Origin of the sequence: Singulisphaera photorubra (assembly GCF_045290345.1) — a bacterium.
Lineage (GTDB): Bacteria > Planctomycetota > Planctomycetia > Isosphaerales > Isosphaeraceae > Singulisphaera.
The window spans coordinates 5,620,077-5,638,294 of sequence record NZ_CP155447.1 but is presented as its reverse complement, the minus strand read 5'-3'; the positions used below and the strand labels follow the sequence as shown (position 1 = coordinate 5,638,294).

13 protein-coding genes and 1 riboswitch are annotated in these 18,218 nt (G+C 62.0%); of the genes, 4 read left to right on the top strand and 9 right to left on the bottom strand.

Annotated elements, in window-relative coordinates:
• Positions 1-74: 74 nt before the first annotated feature.
• Positions 75-1,235 (top strand): tetratricopeptide repeat protein, encoded by a 1,161-nt coding sequence (locus tag V5E97_RS21285; protein WP_406693540.1) that lies wholly within the window; start codon positions 75-77, stop codon positions 1,233-1,235.
• On the opposite strand, the gene V5E97_RS21280 is transcribed toward V5E97_RS21285, so the two are convergent.
• From V5E97_RS21280 to thrC, 4 genes are all read right to left on the bottom strand, one after another.
• On the bottom strand, positions 1,216-2,364 hold the full coding sequence (locus tag V5E97_RS21280; RefSeq protein ID WP_406693538.1) for an aminotransferase class V-fold PLP-dependent enzyme: 1,149 nt from the start codon (positions 2,362-2,364) through the stop codon (positions 1,216-1,218). The two genes, V5E97_RS21285 and V5E97_RS21280, sit on opposite strands and share 20 nt — an antisense overlap.
• A 481-nt stretch (positions 2,365-2,845) precedes the next feature.
• Positions 2,846-3,892, bottom strand: coding sequence for a ThiF family adenylyltransferase (locus V5E97_RS21275; RefSeq protein WP_406693537.1), 1,047 nt, complete (start codon positions 3,890-3,892; stop codon positions 2,846-2,848).
• 315 nt (positions 3,893-4,207) lie between these two features.
• Positions 4,208-4,480 (bottom strand): MoaD family protein, encoded by a 273-nt coding sequence (locus V5E97_RS21270; RefSeq protein WP_406693536.1) that lies wholly within the window; start codon positions 4,478-4,480, stop codon positions 4,208-4,210.
• A 136-nt stretch (positions 4,481-4,616) separates the two neighbouring features.
• Positions 4,617-5,885 carry a threonine synthase gene (gene thrC / locus V5E97_RS21265; protein ID WP_406693535.1) on the bottom strand — a complete coding sequence of 423 codons (1,269 nt, stop codon included), beginning with the start codon at positions 5,883-5,885 and terminating at the stop codon, positions 4,617-4,619.
• Positions 5,886-6,084: 199 nt separating this feature from the next.
• A riboswitch (SAM riboswitch) is annotated at positions 6,085-6,224 on the bottom strand.
• 393 nt (positions 6,225-6,617) lie between these two features.
• On the opposite strand from thrC, the gene V5E97_RS21260 reads away from it, so the two are divergent.
• On the top strand, positions 6,618-7,772 hold the full coding sequence (locus V5E97_RS21260) for a hypothetical protein (RefSeq protein WP_406693534.1): 1,155 nt from the start codon (positions 6,618-6,620) through the stop codon (positions 7,770-7,772).
• A gap of 174 nt (positions 7,773-7,946) precedes the next feature.
• Here the strand turns inward: V5E97_RS21260 and V5E97_RS21255 are convergent, their stop codons facing one another.
• Positions 7,947-8,411, bottom strand: a complete 465-nt coding sequence (locus V5E97_RS21255) for a nuclear transport factor 2 family protein (protein WP_406693533.1) — start codon at positions 8,409-8,411, stop codon at positions 7,947-7,949.
• Positions 8,412-8,959: 548 nt separating this feature from the next.
• Between V5E97_RS21255 and V5E97_RS21250 the strand changes: the two genes are divergently transcribed.
• Positions 8,960-10,291, top strand: coding sequence for a DUF1559 family PulG-like putative transporter (locus V5E97_RS21250; RefSeq protein ID WP_406693532.1), 1,332 nt, complete (start codon positions 8,960-8,962; stop codon positions 10,289-10,291).
• Positions 10,292-10,371: 80 nt separating this feature from the next.
• On the opposite strand, the gene V5E97_RS21245 is transcribed toward V5E97_RS21250, so the two are convergent.
• Together V5E97_RS21245 and V5E97_RS21240 are read right to left on the bottom strand one after the other, a co-directional pair.
• Positions 10,372-11,271 (bottom strand): sugar phosphate isomerase/epimerase family protein, encoded by a 900-nt coding sequence (locus tag V5E97_RS21245; protein ID WP_406693531.1) that lies wholly within the window; start codon positions 11,269-11,271, stop codon positions 10,372-10,374.
• A 46-nt stretch (positions 11,272-11,317) separates the two neighbouring features.
• On the bottom strand, positions 11,318-12,670 hold the full coding sequence (locus V5E97_RS21240) for a DUF1501 domain-containing protein (RefSeq protein ID WP_406693530.1): 1,353 nt from the start codon (positions 12,668-12,670) through the stop codon (positions 11,318-11,320).
• Between the two features lie 516 nt (positions 12,671-13,186).
• Here V5E97_RS21240 and V5E97_RS21235 point away from each other — a divergent pair.
• Positions 13,187-15,289: a S9 family peptidase gene (locus V5E97_RS21235; protein ID WP_406693529.1), complete on the top strand. Its 2,103-nt coding sequence runs from the start codon at positions 13,187-13,189 to the stop codon at positions 15,287-15,289.
• A 179-nt stretch (positions 15,290-15,468) separates the two neighbouring features.
• Here V5E97_RS21235 and V5E97_RS21230 read toward each other — a convergent pair whose 3' ends face one another.
• Entirely contained in the window at positions 15,469-17,871 is a 2,403-nt protein-coding gene (locus V5E97_RS21230; RefSeq protein ID WP_406693528.1) for a tetratricopeptide repeat protein, read from the bottom strand.
• Positions 17,868-18,011: a hypothetical protein gene (locus V5E97_RS21225; RefSeq protein WP_406693527.1), complete on the bottom strand. Its 144-nt coding sequence runs from the start codon at positions 18,009-18,011 to the stop codon at positions 17,868-17,870. Before V5E97_RS21225 ends, V5E97_RS21230 begins: the two co-directional genes overlap by 4 nt.
• Positions 18,012-18,218 lie beyond the last annotated feature (207 nt).

The following is an 18,218-nucleotide window of genomic DNA, read 5'->3' as shown; positions in this document are numbered from 1 at the left end:
TGACGATCGTCCCCGCGAAGCCTACCGACGCCCCTTCCCATTTGATCCCGATCGCCCCCGCGCCCAAGGGGAGCGTGACGACCCAAAAACGGTCGGCGAGCACGGCTCAATACTGGAAGAACTACTACCGAACGCACACCGAAACGTCCAAGGACCTGAAGGATAAAGTGACTCTTCTGAACGTCAACAAGAAGAGCCAGGACGTTGAAGCGGTACTCAGGGGCTACCTGACCTATCACAGCAAGCATGCCGAGCCCTGGATGTACGAGGCGCTCGCCCTCGCGATCAAGATGAACAAGGGGCCCGAGAAGGACTTCAAGATCGCCCTTGGATTTGCGGCCGACATGGCGGAGCGGAGTCACAACCCGAACCACCTTGTGAGTGTGGCTGACTTGATGCTTCTGAACGGCGAATACGATCGGGTTGGAAAACTGCTGGACGAGGCGGCCGAAAAGATCCCGCACCGGTCCGAGCCCTTGATCATGATGATCAACCTGGCTCAGAAGACAAAGACTCCGGAACGTATGGCAATGGCCATCGAAAAGCTCTTTGCGTTGGGCTGGCCCGGGTTCGACGAACGGATCCGCCCCGAAGCCCGACAGCAGGCCGAGACCCTGGCCAAGAGCCTGCGGGAGGAGGGGCGATCCCCCGAAGCCGAGACCCTGCTCGCTCGTGTGGCTGCGGCAGAGTATCGCGATGTCTTCGTCAGACTCACCTGGACGGGTGATGCCAGTCTCGGGTTGATGGTGGAAGAACCGCTTGGTGCCACCGCAAGCGACGTCATGCCGCGAACCGTGTTCGGGGGCGCGATCATTAAACTTGGGTACGGCACGCATCCGGAGAGCGTTTACGTTTGCCCCCGCGGCTTCGACGGCGATTACACCATCAAGATTGAGACGATCTATAACAACCCGGACAAGCCCGCCCTCGAGGCGACCCTTGAACTCATCACCCACGAAGGGACCACCGACGAGAAGAAGGAGACCAAGACGATCCGGGTGAGCAAGACGCCGGACCCGGTCGTCCTCCATTTGAAAGGAGGGCATCGCAAGACCGCAATGCCGTTCCTGGCCCCTCCCACGTTGCCCCCGACCGTGCCGGCGGCCGGTTCAGCCAAGGGGACGTCGAACGATTCAGACAAGCCGAGCGGTTCGACTCAACCGGCGCCCGAATCCTCGAAGCCGATCGTGGTCGAACCGGCGCAGCCGGCTGGGGTCAAAGAACGCCCGCGGTGATCTCGGTCAGGGCGTTCAGGAACGTGCTGATCTCCTCGTCCGTGGTGAACGGACCGGGGCTGACACGGAGGGTGCCGTCCGGGAAGGTGCCCAGGGCGCGGTGGATATAAGGAGAGCAGTGGAGGCCGGGTCGTACGGCGATCTCGAAACTCGTGTCGAGGATCGAGCCGAAGTCTTGGGGCGTGAGCGTCTCGGGAACGACGAGCGAGAGCGCTCCGACGTGCGACCCGGGGTTCCAGCGCCCGGAGATTTGCCACCCCTCCGTGCCCTCGGCCCAATCGACGACGCGCTGGAGCAACGCAACCTCATGTTTGCGGATCTCCTCGACCCCCCGCTGGGCGACCCAGGCGACGCCGGCGGCGAGCCCCGCGACTCCCAGCACGTTGGGGGTTCCCCCTTCGAGCAGGTAAGGGAAGAGGGTAGGCTGCGTTTCGCTCGACGAATCACCGCCGGTGCCTCCCTCGCGCCAGGGGCGAGGGTTGGCCCGGGAACCGACGTAGAGGGCCCCCGTGCCGGTCGGTCCGTAGAGCGACTTGTGCCCTGGGAATGCGAGAAAGTCGATCGGCGTGGCCCGAAGGTCGATTGCGACCACGCCGGCCGATTGTGCGGCGTCGACCAGGAACAGGGCATTCGCCTCACGGACGATCGGGGCAATCGCTTCGATTGGCTGGACGGTGCCTAGGACGTTCGAGGCGTGAGTCAAGGCCACGAGCGAGGTCTTCGGCGTAAGCGCCTTGCGGACGGCCTCCGGATCGAGATAGCCGCCATCCGAAGCGAGCCGAGTCAACGAGATCACTCCGGCCTTCTCGAGCGCCCGCAACGGCCGGCTGACCGAGTTATGCTCCAGATCCGACGTGATGACATGATCGCCCGGCTTCACGCTCCCCTTGATCGCCAGGTTCAACCCATCAGTACAGTTGAGCGTGAAGATCCAGCGGTCGGGGCTCTCGCCGCGGAAGAACTGGTTGAGGGCGTGCCGCGTGTCATCCAACGTCCGCTCGGCGGCGACGGCCATCCGATGCCCGGCCCGCCCAGGATTGGCCAGGCTCGTCCGGGCGAACGTGTCAAGGGCCTGATACACAGGCTCGGGCTTCGGAAAACTCGTGGCGGCGTTGTCGAGGTAGATCATGATCGGATCCGATCTCAGGAGGGCTTACACCACAGAGACATATTTCTGCGCAAAAGAGAAAAGAGATTGGCTGGGATGATTCTGGGAAATCAGGAGAAGAACGTCGAGGAGGCCTCCCCCATGAGCGGGTTCGTCGCGGTCCCGGAAGGGTGACCGTCAAGACCGAGCCAAGACCTCATGACGGTCGAATCCTTGTCTGGATTTGCAGTGAAGCCGTGGTGGTGGATTCCGCCAAGCGGTTGGTCACGGTTTTCCTTGATTTTTCGGAAGAGCACCCAGCGGCGAGCACACAAATCAAAGGAAGACTATGTCCAACCGTTGAGGTGAGCCACAACCCGTAGCACGGCCGTAAATTCCTCGGCCCCTGACAATCCCTCGGACTCGCACCGATCCCGATTGATTGAGGCAAGGGGCCGGTCGTGTGGGTCTGGCTCGACTCAATCCTCGACATCCATGAGCCTGACGGATGCACCACTGAGACTTAGCTGCCGACGAACTGCGCGTAGAGCGTGCGCGCCTTGGCGATATCGTTGGTTCCCTTGATGATGGCCCGGCCGTCGGGGAAGACGGTGAATTCATGGCCTTCGGTGGCAAACCGGAGCATGAACGCGTTGTGCCGGATCTCGCCCAAGGGGGCAAGTCGCGATGCCATCTCGACGAAGTTGAGCGGTTCGGAGCGGCGGGTCGCAATTTGCACGGCGTTTCGCCCGCAGAGGGTTGTCGTGTGCGAGCCGAGAGCGCCGTCGAGCCACTCGAACTTGCGTTGGTTGCAACAAGGACAGTCCACCTTGCCCAGCAGGCCGGCGACCTTGAGGCGGCGGAACGACCATTCCCAGAGGTCGACCATGATGAGCTCAGTATTGAGCGCATCGTGCGCACCGCTGAGGAGCTTGATCGCCTCGACGGCCTCGAACGAGGCGATGACGGCGACCGCCGGACCGAGCACGCCAGCCGTCTCGCAGGTGGGCGTCATTCCGGGCGGAGGGCTGGTTTCGATCAGGCACCGGATGCAAGGGGTCTTGCCCGGAATGATCGTCATCGTCTGCCCTTCGCTGCCGATCACGCCACCGAAGATCCAGGGCTTGTTGAGTTTGACTGCGGCGTCGTTGATCAGGTAGCGGGTTTCGAAGTTATCGGTGCCGTCGAGGATCAGGTCGGCGTCTCCGACCAGGTCGAGGATGTTGGTGTGGTCGATGTCGGTGACGACCGGCTCAATCGTGATCGCGCTGTTGATCTGCCGCAATTTGCGCGCGGCCGCTTCGGCCTTGGGCAGGTTGTCCGCCACGTCCTGTTCGTCGAAGAGGATTTGCCGCTGGAGATTATGCGTCTCGATGAAGTCGCGATCGACGATCCGGATGTGGCCCACCCCCGCACGAACCAGGTGGTTGGCCAGGACGGTGCCGAGGGCGCCACAGCCACAGATCGTGACCCGGCTCTCCATCAGCTTGCGTTGCCCCGACTCACCGAGGGCGGGGAAACGGACCTGACGGCTATAGCGATCGAGCGGGTCGGCTACGTCGGAAGGCATTGGAGAAATTCCTGGTCGCGGTCATCCGCTAAAGGGGGGCGCGCTCTTGATTAAAAGATGGAACGATGACAATTCGTTGCCGCGTTCACTGCCCCAGGATCTGGCCTTGGTCAAGAACGCGAACCAGAAGGCCGGGAGCATCCAAAGTCAACTGGGGCCGGCGTGAGGAAACCCTTCGACCACACAAGTCTGGTCTGGCTGCCGGATCAGGCGATTGATAATCATTCCTCCTCGTTGATCCGGGCTGGATCCAGAGAAACGACGTTTTCACCCGAACCGGCAGCCCTCATCGGGGCTCCGACCGGAGCCGTTCGCTCAGCCCCCCGCGACGGCCGGGATGATGTCGACGACATCCTTCTCGACGACAGGGGTCGTCAGGTCGTCGAGGTATCGGATGTCTTCATTATTCACGTAGACGTTGACGTATTGTTGAAGCGCCCCAGCGCCGTCGAAGATCCGCTTCTGGAATTCAGGATAGCGTGATCCGAGGTCGCTGAGGACTTCCGCCACGGTCGTTCCCTGGGCTTCGATCCGGGCTTGGCCGCCGGTGTGAGGACGCAACGGAGTGGGGATCGTGACGACCGGCATAGTTCCTATCCTTCGCTCTGAAATAAAGGCGTTGAGACACGGCGGATATTCAAGTGATGGCGAACGGCGTCCGCGATCCCTCGAAGGGATGACGGACGATCTTCCTCATTCTACGGAGTGAGTCGAGCGGCTGCGATCAGGCCTCGGTGGCGACCAGGTCCGGCGACTCGGCACCGACCAGGGCCTCGAACTCCGCCAGGCTCGGCTTGATGACGACCGGGCGAGCGATCTTGTCGATCAGGGCCTCCTGCGTCTTGAGGCCGTTGCCCGTGATGCAGAGGACGGTCGAGGCGTCGCGGTCGATCTTGCCTTGGGCGATCAGCTTCCGAGCGACAGCGACGGTGACACCGCCCGCAGTCTCGGCCCAGATCCCCTCGGTTTCGGCTAGGAGCCGCATCGAGTCGACGATCGCGTCGTCATCGACGTCTTCGCTCCAGCCGCCGGTGTCGCGGATCAACTGCGAGGCGAAGTAGCCGTCGGCCGGATCGCCGATGGCGAGGCTCTTGGCGATCGTGTCGGGGTTGCGGACCGGCTTGACCCGGAGGGCGTCGGTCTTGACCGTGTTCGCGATCGGGTTACAGCCGGTGGCTTGGGCCCCGAACATCTTGGTGTTGACCGGTCCCGAGACGAGGCCGAGCCGCTCGAGTTCCTTGAACGACTTGTGGATTTTGCCGATCAGGCTGCCGCCGGCCATCGGCACGACGACCTGGTCGGGAATTCGCCAGCCCATATCCTCGGCGATCTCGAAGCCCATCGACTTCGAACCTTCCGCGTAGAAGGGGCGGAGGTTGACGTTGACGAACCCCCAGCCGAACCGGAAGGCGATCTGCGAGCAGAGCCGGTTGACGTGGTCGTAATTGCCTTGGATCGCGATGACCTTGGCCCCGTAGATCGTGGCGCCAAGCACCTTACCTTGCTCGAGGTTGTCCGGAATCAAGACGTAAGCATTCAAACCCGCGGCCGCCGCGTTGGCCGCGACGCTGCCGGCCAGGTTGCCCGTCGAGGCGCATCCCACCGTCTCAAACCCGAGCTCGACCGCCTTCGACAGCGCGACAGCCACGACGCGGTCTTTGAACGAGAGCGAAGGGTGGTTGACCGCGTCGTTCTTGATATAAAGCTCGCGGAGCCCGAGCGCCTTGGCGAGCCGATCAGCCCGAATCAAGGGGGTGCCGCCCACGTGCCGGCCGACGGTGGGCTCGCCATCCACGGGGAGCAACTCGCGATAGCGCCACATCGTCCTGGGACGCGATTCGATCGCCTGTCTGGTGAAGGACTTCGCAACCGCCTCGTAGTTGTACGCGACTTCGAGCGGGCCGAAGTCCTCGGTACAGAAGTTGAGAGCTTCCTTGGGGTAGACCTTACCGCAGAGACGACACTTCAGCCCGCTGACGAATTCTCCAGACACCGGCGATTCTCCTGTAACTCCGGCCCGACTCGTGTTCAGACGAGTCCAAAGGGCGGAGAGTCGAGGACGAACGACCCCTCAATAAAAGCGAGTGGGCGTCCCGGTGCGCGACATCCAGAGTCGCTGAAGCGATGATGGAAGTGAGGATAAGGCAGGTCAATGGCGAGAGACGTGGCTAGGCACGCCATCACCGAAGACTATCTTATCTGTCCCATCTGCGTGTCGAACCGTTTCCGGCTCAGACAACGCTGGGGCAGGAGTTAGCACCAGCATCCACCAATTGGTAGACCGGTTGCTGTGGCGTCGCAGGGCCCGTCCCTCAGCCACTCTGGATAAGATGCGCACCAAATTGTGAATGATGAACTTTACAAGCTAAACCCGCCAGTCGTCAAGCAAAAATCGTGGTGGCGACCCCGCTTTTTTCCGGAACCCGATGCAAGGTGCTTGCGACGCCGAGCCGCGGCGCCATCCTGTTTGGAACGAGGGACATCCCGTTCCGCGAATGTCGATGCATCTGGGCTCGAGGCTAAATCCCGGGGCACGTTGTGCTCGATTCTGGTTCTGACGATGAGAGGACGTGCCATGCGAAGAGAACTTTGACTTGAGCTCTTTCATTGAAGAAGATGACGATCGCGACGAATAGTAGGGGGCTTTTCGAGGTTGACCTTCGTTGCTCAGCGATCATTGATTATCTGTGCCGGGCTCGTAAAAACTGCATGTTAGAAAGCTTTTATGAACCGTCGTGACTTTCACTTCGCCTGGTTGTGGGCCACTCTGGCCAATTGGCTCAAGCCGAGTTTACCACCCGTCTTTGGTGGTGAGGGAATTGAAGGGGCGAATGCTGCCCTGACCTACCGAAAAATGTTCGCGTGGGCGGAAGGTTTGCTGTCGGAAGATGTGGATTGGCTTCGTGAGTCCGCAACAATTGCGATTGATAACCCGCGCGCGGTGGCCATGGTTCAAGCAGCCAGTTCCGCCCTGGAAGCAATGCGAGAGGCGGCCTCGATTCGTCAGTGTCGCTGGGAAAACGAGGTTCTCTCGCCTGATGACCTCGACAAGGAACCTCTCAAGCCAGCGAGTTTGCTCAGCGTGATCCGGGTCACGTGTCTTTCCGCCCGTCGGCACACCCGCATGGGACAGGGCCTTGAAGCACTCAACGAGCTATTCGCGGGACTGACACTGGCTCATCGAGTCGGAACTGGCGGCGTCCTGATCGCCCGAATCCTTGAAGGGGGGAGCGAGGGACACTTGTTCCGGACCCTCGGCCGCCTCCTGCCCAGATGGGATCACGCCACGCTCGACGACCTTTCTCGGCGGCTCGAGGTTTTGGCCCCTCCGGAACCGGCCTCGGCCACGATCGGTCCCGAGTCTCGGTTCATTCTCGGGTCGATCCGCGGCAAGCTCAGGACAACCAGGCCTCGGATCGATGACGAGGAATGGACCAATATTGGGTTCGGAAAGGAGGAGACCGAGGCGCTCAAGCGGCTGACCGGAGGCGATCGAGATAAGCTGTTGGCTCATCTCGAAACGACAGGACCCGCCTTTGCCGAGTTGGCCCGCCGGCTCGATCTTCCTCGACCCGGCTACCGCGCGGCCCTTGACGAGTTCGCCAAGTCTGAGCAATCGACACAGCCGATCGTTGCCGCGCTGGTCGCCAATGCCTCGGGAAACATCCACGTGGTGGACCGAATGATTGCCCTGCGCTCACTAATCAAAGCGGCCTTGGTTCTCCTTCGCCAGGGGCAACCCGCGTTTCGTAAGCATCTTGATCCGTTTGGCAAAGGGCCCTTCGGTCTCACTCGCCGAGGTCAAGTTGATTTGATCCGCTCTGCATTAAGTGATGAATCGAGGCAAGAGGTCAGTCTTGAGATTGGTGGTCCGATCTGAGCTGATCCTCATAAAACGTGGCGAATGATCAACATCCGAGAAGGGAAACAACGCCTCTGTGTTCGTCGGAAGTGGATTCGGGTCAGGACAATTGCGGATTCGCATTCCTGAGTGGATCTCGCCTCATTTCACGAGTTGGGGATCTGGAGCCGTTGCTTGCGGAGTCCGGTGTGGTCAACTTCGGGTGTCCGTGACAATCTGACGCATGCGAACGAGCTTCCCACCGCTAAATGTGTGAAACTGAAACCACTGGACATCATAATCCAGTTCAGCGCCTCGGAGCCGGCCCTGTTCGCAGCCCTCGACGACCACGGTATTTCCCTGAGCGACGATCGACCGCAGCATGGGGCGTTGCTCCTCGATCATCGCGAAATTGGTGCGAACGGCTTCAGCCACTTCTTGACGGCTCTGCCAGGCCCCGAGGAAGGGAATGGTCGAAGTCCCAAGAATCTCCATGCTGACATCCTCCGCCAGTAGTTCAGCAAATGCCGCAAAATCTCCCTGCGCAATTGCCTGAAATAAAGATTGAAGGAGCAGCACGTTGTCGACCTCCAGATCCTTGGTCGTCACCGTTGGGTCTCCCTCACGGAAGGCCTGAGGTACTCGATCAATGAAATCCGCGATAAGGGTGGCGCTCATAATTCGCTATCTCCAGACTCATAATTATGAGGGATGGGTCTCTACTGGTTGTAACGGCCAATGCAAACGCGATGCAATCCAAAAACGTGGAAATCCTTAAAACCCCAAAACGGTAAATTGTTTGCTAGTATGTCGAATTGAAATTTTATTTAGTGGCATCAGCATAGCATTACTATCCTGCCTGCAGGAATGTTCCCAATCGAAGCCGTCATTTTTTTGCGATGCGACATCAAGGGGTGACCGTTCGTAGCCTAAGGAAACGTTTGCGTAGTCAGTCGTACTCCCTTCGCCTTACCTGATTGTTGTGGAGGTCAATGAATCGAGGTCGACGACTTTGCATCTCACGAGGAACGTTCGCAAACGCGAGAATTTCAAAGCGTAATACCCGCCCAAGCTGATGATTAACCGGTGGAATGTGAACAAAATCCATCGAACTGAATCGTTGGGATATTTTTGAACGCCAGGCAGAACAGCCCCTATCGACATGTTTAAGAACGCCCCTATTTCTCAAAAGTAAGCTGTTGTCTCTTGATTGGTCGCTTGCTAGCATGCATTCACTCAGTTCTGGGTGCACAACCCATTCGAGGTTGGTGTTGGTCGCGTTCAGCGATCGGCCGATCAGGCACGGAAAGGGGAATGGCATGCGTTCACGTCTTCGCGGTGGATTTACGCTGATTGAGTTGCTGGTTGTGATTGCGATCATCGGGGTCTTGGTCGGATTAATGTTACCGGCGGTGAGTTCGGCCCGGGCGGCCGCGAGGCGGGCGAAGTGTCAGAATAATCTCCGGCAGGTTGGTCTCGGGCTCCTTGGGTTTCTGAATGCGTTCAACAAGTTTCCCAATGCCGGAACATTCGCAGAGAATCCCGAAGTGAATATATTGGACCCAACGGATCGGGAACATCCGTCGTGGATTTGGTCCTCGATTTCTGAGCCGTCGACTCTCCCTAAGACTAACCCGATGCTTTCCAACTGGGTGGTGGAGATCCTGCCGTATATCGACAGTAAAGACCTTGCCAACGCCTGGAGCCCTGGTCAAAGCTATTTGAGCTCAGCGACGGCGAAGCCGGGAATGCCGTCAAACCTGAAGTCGTCTTCGACGAGCTTGGATATTCTGGTTTGTCCGGATGACACGACGATCCAGACGTCGCAGGGGAATCTCAGTTATGTGGTCAATGGCGGTTTCGCCCGCTGGCATGCCGAGCCCATTTCTTGGACGGGGCACAAGTTCGATGGTGACCCGTCGGGGGGGAACGGGGGAATCGCCTCCTGGGGACCGCAAGCGCCAGACGTAGGCAAACGGACGAATTGGGCGCTGAACCAAAGCACCTGCAAGAAGATGGGTGTCATGTTTCTGGGGACGGCAAAAGGAGGATACCCTTGGGATGTTCAAACGGGCCCGATTCACCTGGAGGATGGGGCAAGCGCGACTCTAATGGTGAGTGAGAACATCCTCGTCGGGAGCTCCACGGGCTCGCCGGTCTCCGGGGGGCTGATGACGAACTGGGCGTGCCCCTTACCCAATTTTTGCACGTTCACGGCCTCGGATAACGTTTGTGGCACTGCGAGCAACCCGGATTGCACGAAATCTGGGCTGGCCGCGACCTCAGACACTGACGGACCCGGCTGGGCCCTGGCCAATCAGGATGGTTCGTTTGAGAATATCAATGGCGGGTACCGACTGACGATCGAGGGGACGTTCCCTTACCTCTTGAGCAACCATTCCGGAGGGGTGAACTCCGTCTTTTGCGATGGCTCTGCTCGATTTCTGAAAAGCTCGATTGACGGCAGTGTTTATGCCAAACTCGTGACGCCAGCCGGGAGCAAACTCCCCTATTGGTGCACTCAACTGCCGCTGAGTCAGGATGCGTTTACGCAGTAAAGCATGCGAATGTTTTGAGTTTCGATCATTCGCAGCACGATTCTGTATGGGATCACGCTGTGAATGATCGGATTTTGAGGTTATTTGGGAAAATAATGTTTGATCATCATTCTGAGGAACGCGAGCGACTCGGCCATCTCGTCCATTCCGTTCATTCCGTCCTCGATGCTGATCCAGCCGCGGTAGTTCTGCTCAGCCAGGATGGCGAAGATTGTGGGGTAATCATTCAGCCCTTTGCCGGTCACTCCGTGGAGGAGGTTGGGCGAGTAGCCGAGCGTGCCGTCGGCCTGGCGCAGCTCGTCTAGGGTCGTCCCCTCGGCGAGGTAGCGATCGCTGGCATGCATGCTGACCACGCGATCGGCGACGATCCGCAAGAGTGCGATCGGATCGTCGCCGGCCACGACTGCGTTTGATGGGTCGTACTGCACGCCGAAATGCTGTCGCTCGGGGATCGCCTCGAGCAGGTCGAGGAAGACATCCTGCTTCTGGGCGAACTCAGGGTATTTCCAGAACCCGTCCTTGTAGTGGTTTTCCAGCCCGAGGATGACGTCGCATTCGCGAGCGACCGGCAGCAGTTCTTCAATGCAGGCAACAACCCACTCCAGTCCTTGCTCACGACCCACTTCGGGATACCGCTGGCCCGAGAGAACCCGGCAGACGGCGCCGGGCCCGCCGAGTCGCCTTGTCACCTGGATCAATTCGACCTCGCGCGCGACAGCTTGCTTTCTCGCCTCGGCATCGGGGTTGGTGAAGTCGGGCGAGCAGCAGAGCATGGGCATGGCGAAGCCAGCCTCGCGGATGGCGTCGCCCACGCGATCGATGTACGGGGCGTCCAGGCTGGTGAAGAAGCCGTCGTACATCTCCAGACCATCGGCGTCGAGCGATCGGGCCTCGGCAATCCAGTCGAAGACCGTCATCGATCGCTGGCCTGCGATCACGTCAAGGTAGCATTTCGGGAAGGCGGAAAGCTTCGGGGGCACGGAGAACCTCTCCCTAATCTTCAACGGGCCAAGTGAGGAGTTTGGCTCAGGCGAGGATGGATGTGATTGGCCGCCCTTCGGGGACGACAGTGAATGGGCGCTGGAATCGGTCATGAAGGAGCAAGTCGGCAGGAATTCCAAGGCACTGGTAGATCGTGGAGATGATCTCAGCCGGGGTGACGGGGTCAAGGTGGGGGCGGGCACCGATTTTGTCGCTGGCCCCGTGGACGTGGCCCGCCTTGATTCCGCCGCCGGCAAGAAAGAGGCTGTAGCCGAAATTCCAGTGGTCGCGGCCGGCCGCAGGGTTGATCTTGGGGCTTCGCCCGAATTCCCCCATGACGACGACGAGGGTTCGGTCGAGTCGGCCCCGCGCCTGGAGGTCGTCGAGCAGGGACGAGAGCGCGGCATCGAGCTGCGGCAGCAGGGTCGTTTTGAGGGTCTTAAAGTTATTGCCGTGGGTGTCCCAGGTGGCGTTGGCGTCAGGCGCCCAGGAGATGCTGGCGACCCGGACGCCGGCCTCGACCAGTCTGCGGGCCAGGAGCACGCTCTGGCCGTAAATGTTGCGGCCGTAGCGGTCGCGGGTCCGCGGATCTTCGCGGTCGATCCGGAATGCGTCCTGGGCAGTGGGGGCGGTGAGCAAGTCATAGGCCCGGGCTCGAAAACCGTCGACGTCGCGGAGCCGCGAGTCACGCTCGTACCCTTGCGGGGTTCCCAGCGCATCGTCCAGCTTTCTCCGGCTCGTGAACCGAGCCAGGTTGACGCCCGCCGGGTGGGAGAGTTCGGGCATCCCGAAGTTGGGGGCGTTCGGATCCTTGAGGACGAAGAGCGGGTCATGCGTCCGCCCGAGCCAGCCGCCGAAGAAACCAGGCTGAGGCGGTCCCCCCGCACCCTCGGCGGTGATATACGGCATCGCGACGAACGGGACGATCCCGGTCTCGGGCGGCCGGCGGAGCCCAACGACCGAGCCGATCGCCGGGTTATCGGTCGACTTGGCACGCCCGCCCACTTCGCCGCGGTCGTGGCCGGTCAGGCTGGTGTAGACGGCTGCCCCGTGAGCGTTGTTCACGCTGTGGTGCGCGGAGCGGATCAGGGTTCCCAGGTGCACCTGGCGGGCGAACAGGGGCAGGTGCTCGGACACCTGGACGCCGGGCAAACTCGACGCAATCGGCCGGAACTCGCCGCGGATTTCGGCGGGCGCATCGGGCTTCATGTCCCACATGTCGAGGTGACTGGGGCCGCCATTCAAGAAGATCAGGATGCAGGAGTCGGCCGTCGGCGTTAACTGATCCTGGGGACGAGCGCGAGGCCGGGCCCGAGGCGCGGTTCCCGCTCCCGCTTCCGCGCGGAGCAGATCGGTCAGGCCCAGGCCGAGCGCCATGCTGGACCCGATCTCAATCATCTCCCGGCGAGAGACCCGCTCAGGACCGCGGCAAGGGCTTGGCGATGATTGGGGCACGATCGACCTCCGCGTTCACCTCGACTTCGCTGTTTAATACTTGCCGAATCTTAATCCAGAGACGAGTGTGGTGTCGAGATAGTCGGGCCTGACGGATATCGGAATCGGGCGTAGGCCTGGGCCACCTTGGTGTGACGAAAAAATAGAGTGTGAACGCGAGCGTGTATTTATGTAATGCTTGTTATTTTAGGTGATGAATTTGTGGTGGTTGGTCCGTGGTGGCTCGGCGGAGGATTCTCGATGGAAACAACTGGAATTTCGTCTTCCGGCCGCCTGTTTTCAATCCCCCATCTCCTGTGGCAGCCCGAGTGACCCAGCTTTCGTTCCTTCCCCCACCAGTTGGACTTGATGACGGTTGCGAGGGGGAGAGGGACCGGATAGCGTGTCATTGCCGGTCCCCCGCCGACGTGCCCACCCGATCGAATCCGAACTGATGGCGTGACGAGAGACAACAAAGTGATGCCAACCAGGACTTTCGCAAGGGTCTGCTTTGCCCTTTGCCTGTTCGCGGTCAGCCTTCCGGTCGCTGGGCGTACCGCCCGAGCGGATTCCCCCACCGAACGGCCCAGGTCGCTGCTGGCCGTCGAGGACCTCTACCGGTTCGAAGGTCCACGGTCGCCGCGGTTAGCGCCCGATGGCAAACAGGCCGTCTTCGTGCGCCAGTGGATCGATTCTGGGTCGCGACTGGAACGGAATGCCCTCTGGCTGGCGCCTGGCAAACCGGATGCGCCCCGGGCGATGGAAGCGGGGGAGCCCGATGCACGGTCGCCGGTCTTTTCACCTGACGGCCGATGGATTGCGTTTGTCTCGACCCGCCCGCGGCCCGAGGGGTGGAAGCCGACGCCTTCGGCTCCCCCTGAGTCGGACCCGGCCACCGACATCTGGCTGATTCCCGTCGGCGGCGGGGTCGCGGTCCCCCTGGCCGGACCTGACAAGCCGTATGGTCGCGTTTTCAACGATACCTTTTACGGCCGACTCGCTTTCTCGCCCGACGGCCGGCGACTGGCCTTCGTCGCCGATGACGGCCGTGACCCACGCACCGCCGAGGAACGAGACGCGGACGTCGTCGTCGTTCGACCCGACGGGGGTGAAGGCTACACCGGTTACGGCGCGGCCCGGATCTGGGTCGCCGACCTGAGCGATACCCCCGACCCATCAGCCGCTCACCGCGTGGAACAACTGACGGGCGACGACGTCTGGTACGGCGACCCACAGTGGTCGCCTGACGGCAAGACTCTGGTCGTCCACGCCAACCGGACGTCCGACCGCGAGTCGGTGCGTTATAGCATCAACAAAGACTACGACCTGTGGGCGATCGACGTGGCCACCCACGGTCTGCGTCGGCTGACGACGGGACCCGGGCCCGAGGTCTCACCCCGGTTCTCGCCCGACGGCAAGCGGCTTGCCTGCTTGAGCATTCCGCGCAAGGGGTCGCACATGGATGTCTTTAACCTCGCGGTTGTGACGCTCGGGGCAGGGGGGGGAGCCACGAGCATCCCGTTCGACCACCATGGCCCCTTGGGTTCGCAACCGCCGCATCCGGCTCCGTCATTCCCACTGCCGGAGGACTGCTGGGATGGCGAGGACGCCCTGGTCTACTCAGCGGCCGTGGGTATCGAGACCACCAGCGCCCGCGTCGATTTGCAGTCCGGCGAGGGGCGGCGGTCGAAAGACTTCGGCGCTGAGAAAGGGGGGAAGGACGATACGCCGACGGCCCAGGAACGGCTTCGGCGGCTGATGCCACCGGCCAACGCATTCTTGAGTGACCGACTCGTGGCCGAGAGCCGGGTGGTGCGATGGAAGAGCGATGGCCGACAGGTCGAGGGCCTTCTGACGGTCCCGCCCGGGACGGTTGCCAAGCCCCCCTATGCCCTGGTCGCCTACCCACACGGCGGTCCGCACAGCCGGGCCGGTCAGGGCTTTGACTTCACCGCGCAGGTACTCGCAGCGCACGGCTACGCCGTCTTCCAGCCCAACTTCCGCGGTAGCGCCGGGTACGGTCAGGGATTCATCGACGCGGATCGGGGCGACTTCGGCGGCGGTGATATGCGGGACATCCTCTCGGGCATCGACGATCTGATCGATCAGGGCCTTGTCGATCGCGACCGCCAGTTCGTCTACGGGGTCAGCTACGGCGGTTACATGACCTGCTGGCTGGTCGGACACACGGACCGCTTTCGGGCGGCGGTGGCCCAGAACGCGGTGACCGACCTGGGGGTGATGTGGGGCTTGAGCGACCTGCCGAGCTGGACCGAGTGGGAGTTTGGTGGCCGACCTTGGGACGTGCCGCAGGCGATGTATGAGCATAGCCCGCTGTCGTTCGCGGCGAGCGTCCACACGCCGACTCTGATCCTGAACGCCCGCGAGGACCGCCGGTGTCCCTTACCGATGGGCCAGATGTTTCACTCGGCGCTCCGATCACGAGGCGTCGACACCGGGATGGTTGTTTATCCCGGTGAGGGGCACGGCATCCGTCAGCCCAAACACCGCGAAGACGTACTCCGGCGAACCCTGGCGTGGTTCCGCTCCCATGACGTGGGCCGTCCTCTGACTCAGCCGTGACTTCGCTGCCTCACTTTTTTTTCAATGATCCGCGACCGGGCCAGAAACCCGATGGCTTGTGTTGTTCCACAACGGGTTGTTTGCAGTAGCCCGGCCGGCCCGGCCGTAATTCCCTCGGCTTGGCGAAAACCGAGGATAGCCCTGGGCTGAGGGCGAAACGGCCGGGCCGGCCGACTTTCTCATCGCGTGAAGATCAAGCCGGGCGCCTTGTCTCCGGCGCCTGGGGGTGCGAAGACGAATTTGTTGGGATCGGACTGTGTCACCTTACCGACCAGTGGCGGTCCGTCGGCATGGAGCAAGGCGAGTGTACCGTCCTTGAACTCCGCGTGACCCTCGAGTGACTGCTTCTGCCCTTTGTTATCGACGTTCCAGGTGAAGGCGCCATCTTCTTTGAGCGTCAGAGCGACGGAGAGCTCAGGTGTGGGTTGAGCCTTCCAGGTTCCGGCCATGGCGGCGGGCGGAGGTGGACTTGTCGGGGCCGGCTCCGTCGCGGGCGTCGGGCTCGGGCTCGGCGACGGCGTGGTTGCAGGCTGTGTTTGTTCGGGCGCCGGGGTCGCGGCGACGGGCTGGGGTTCTGGATTGGCGGGTTTCCGGAGCGCCTTGACGAATGAGGCCGAGAGCTGGTCTTTGGGTTGGAGCCGAGTGACCTGCTCGAATTGCGACAGAGCTTCGTCGTTGTGCCCCTGAATCATATAATGATCCGCCAGAAGGAAGCGTCCGGAGGGAGAGGTGGGGTTGGCCGTGACGTACGCTTCCAGGTTGCGGAGCTGGCGGGTGTACGTGTCGACGTCGGGGTAGAGGCCGACGAGCGTCGACCAGTTCCATCCCGGTCCGGATGTGAGCACGGCGTATTCGACGGCTGCTGCTTCGTCGTAGCGCTGAAGGGCGAACAGGGCCAGGGCGCGGAATTCGTGGACCACGGGGACGTTGGGGGTCTCCTTGATCACTTGATCGGCCAGTTCGATGGCCCGCGCGTAGTCGCCGTCCCGGAATGCGTCGCGCGCGGCCGAGAAGATCTGTTCGGTGCTTGTGGCGACCGACGGATCGGGAGCCGCGGTGACGAGGTTAATCGGCTGGGAGTAGTCGAACACGACGGTCGTCGCCGCAGGTTGAGTGGCGACCAAGGTCGAGGCGTAGGGGTTCGTGTAGCCGCTGTACATCCAGTCGCTGGCCACCGAACCCAGCCCCCAGTCGGTGTAGCCGCTCGCGGTCCAGGTCGGGAAGACGTCGTACATCCCGAAGGCGGTCGTGGGATAGCCAAAGCCCCCGAAGCCGAGCGCGGTGTTCGTAACGCCGAAGGCAGAGCTGAGTCCAAAGGAGGTCAGCGCCCCCGCACCGAAACCGGTCCAGAACCCGTTGCCTCCCCCCCAGTTGCCGCGGTACCAATTGCCGTAGAAGGGAGCGGACCAGCCCCTGTTGCCCCCCCAGCCACCGCCCCAACCGCCACCGCCCCAACCACCACCACCCCAACCACCACCACCCCAACCACCACCACCCCAACCACCACCTCTGGCAATGGTGTTCACGTTTGTGTTGGTGTTGTTGTTGATGATGGTTGGAGCTCCACTGTAACCCGAAGAATAGCCCCCGCCGCCACCGAAGAAGTTACTGCTGTTGTTGACATAATTGGGCCGGGAGACGATCCCGAGGTTATCGCCGATCTGTCCGATGTTGCCCGAGCCGCCCCAGGGGCGGTTGTTGATGCCCCCGCCGCCGAAGCCAGGGCGATTGCCACCGGCGAGCCAGGGATTCTGGATACCTCCGCCGCCCTGCCCGGGGCGGTTGCCTCCCGGAAATCCTGGCCTTTGAATTCCCCCGCCACCTTGCCCGGGGCGATTGCCTCCCGCGATTCCTGGCCACTGAGTCCCTCCGCCGCCCTGCCCAGGGCGGTTGCCTCCTGGAAATCCTGGCCTCTGGATGCCCCCGCCGCCTTGTCCGGGGCGATTGCCTCCCGCGATTCCTGGCCTTTGAATCCCCCCGCCGCCTTGTCCGGGGCGGTTGCCTCCCGGAAATCCTGGCCTCTGAATCCCCCCGCCGCCTTGTCCGGGGCGATTACCTCCCGCGATTCCTGGCCTTTGAATGCCTCCTCCGCCCTGTCCGGGGCGGTTGCCTCCCGGAAATCCTGGCCTTTGAATTCCCCCGCCGCCTTGCCCAGGGCGATTGCCTCCCGCGATTCCTGGCCGCTGAATGCCTCCGCCGCCCTGCCCGGGGCGATTGCCTCCCGGAAATCCTGGCCTTTGAATTCCCCCACCCCCTTGTCCGGGGCGATTGCCTCCCGCGATTCCTGGCCGCTGAATGCCTCCGCCGCCCTGCCCGGGGCGATTGCCTCCCGGAAATCCTGGCCTTTGAATTCCCCCGCCGCCTTGCCCAGGGCGATTGCCTCCCGCGATTCCTGGCCGCTGAATACCTCCGCCGCCCTGCCCGGGGCGATTGCCTCCCGGAAATCCTGGCCTCTGGATGCCTCCGCCGCCCTGCCCGGGGCGGTTACCACCACCGAAGTTGGGCCGGGTCATATTGCCCGGTGACGGACGGTTCATCCCACCCATGGCAGGCCGGTTGGCGGGCATGGATGGCCTCGTCATTCCCCCTCCTGAGGGGCGAGCCATCCCGCCGGGGCGTGCCATTCCGCCTCCGCCCGTGGGGCGACCTCCGCCAGCGCCCCCGGGGCGTCCTCCGCCAGCGCCCCCGGGGCGTCCTCCGCCGCCACCTCGGCGTTGAGCAAGGACCATCTCGGGATCAGCGAGGAGGGCTGTCATTGCAGCGAGCAGGAGGATGGTCTGCCGAGAATTAAACATGGACATCCTCGAAAAATGATGCGAAGCCGTTGGGTGTGCCAAGACGCGTCAAGGCTGGTTCTGTGGACTCACGGCAGTTCGTTCGGGGCCCCTGAGGGCCGCCGTCTTGAGGACGATGTGGCCTGATCCGTCGG

Coding starts and splice junctions, on each gene's coding strand:
- V5E97_RS21230 (WP_406693528.1), bottom strand. CDS start 17,871: ATGACGAGGCCATCCATGCCCGCCAACCGGCCTGCCATGGGTGGGATG.
- V5E97_RS21250 (WP_406693532.1), top strand. CDS start 8,960: ATGCATTCACTCAGTTCTGGGTGCACAACCCATTCGAGGTTGGTGTTG.
- V5E97_RS21270 (WP_406693536.1), bottom strand. CDS start 4,480: ATGCCGGTCGTCACGATCCCCACTCCGTTGCGTCCTCACACCGGCGGC.
- V5E97_RS21275 (WP_406693537.1), bottom strand. CDS start 3,892: ATGCCTTCCGACGTAGCCGACCCGCTCGATCGCTATAGCCGTCAGGTC.
- V5E97_RS21260 (WP_406693534.1), top strand. CDS start 6,618: ATGAACCGTCGTGACTTTCACTTCGCCTGGTTGTGGGCCACTCTGGCC.
- V5E97_RS21235 (WP_406693529.1), top strand. CDS start 13,187: ATGCCAACCAGGACTTTCGCAAGGGTCTGCTTTGCCCTTTGCCTGTTC.
- V5E97_RS21240 (WP_406693530.1), bottom strand. CDS start 12,670: ATGATTGAGATCGGGTCCAGCATGGCGCTCGGCCTGGGCCTGACCGAT.
- V5E97_RS21255 (WP_406693533.1), bottom strand. CDS start 8,411: ATGAGCGCCACCCTTATCGCGGATTTCATTGATCGAGTACCTCAGGCC.
- V5E97_RS21280 (WP_406693538.1), bottom strand. CDS start 2,364: ATGATCTACCTCGACAACGCCGCCACGAGTTTTCCGAAGCCCGAGCCT.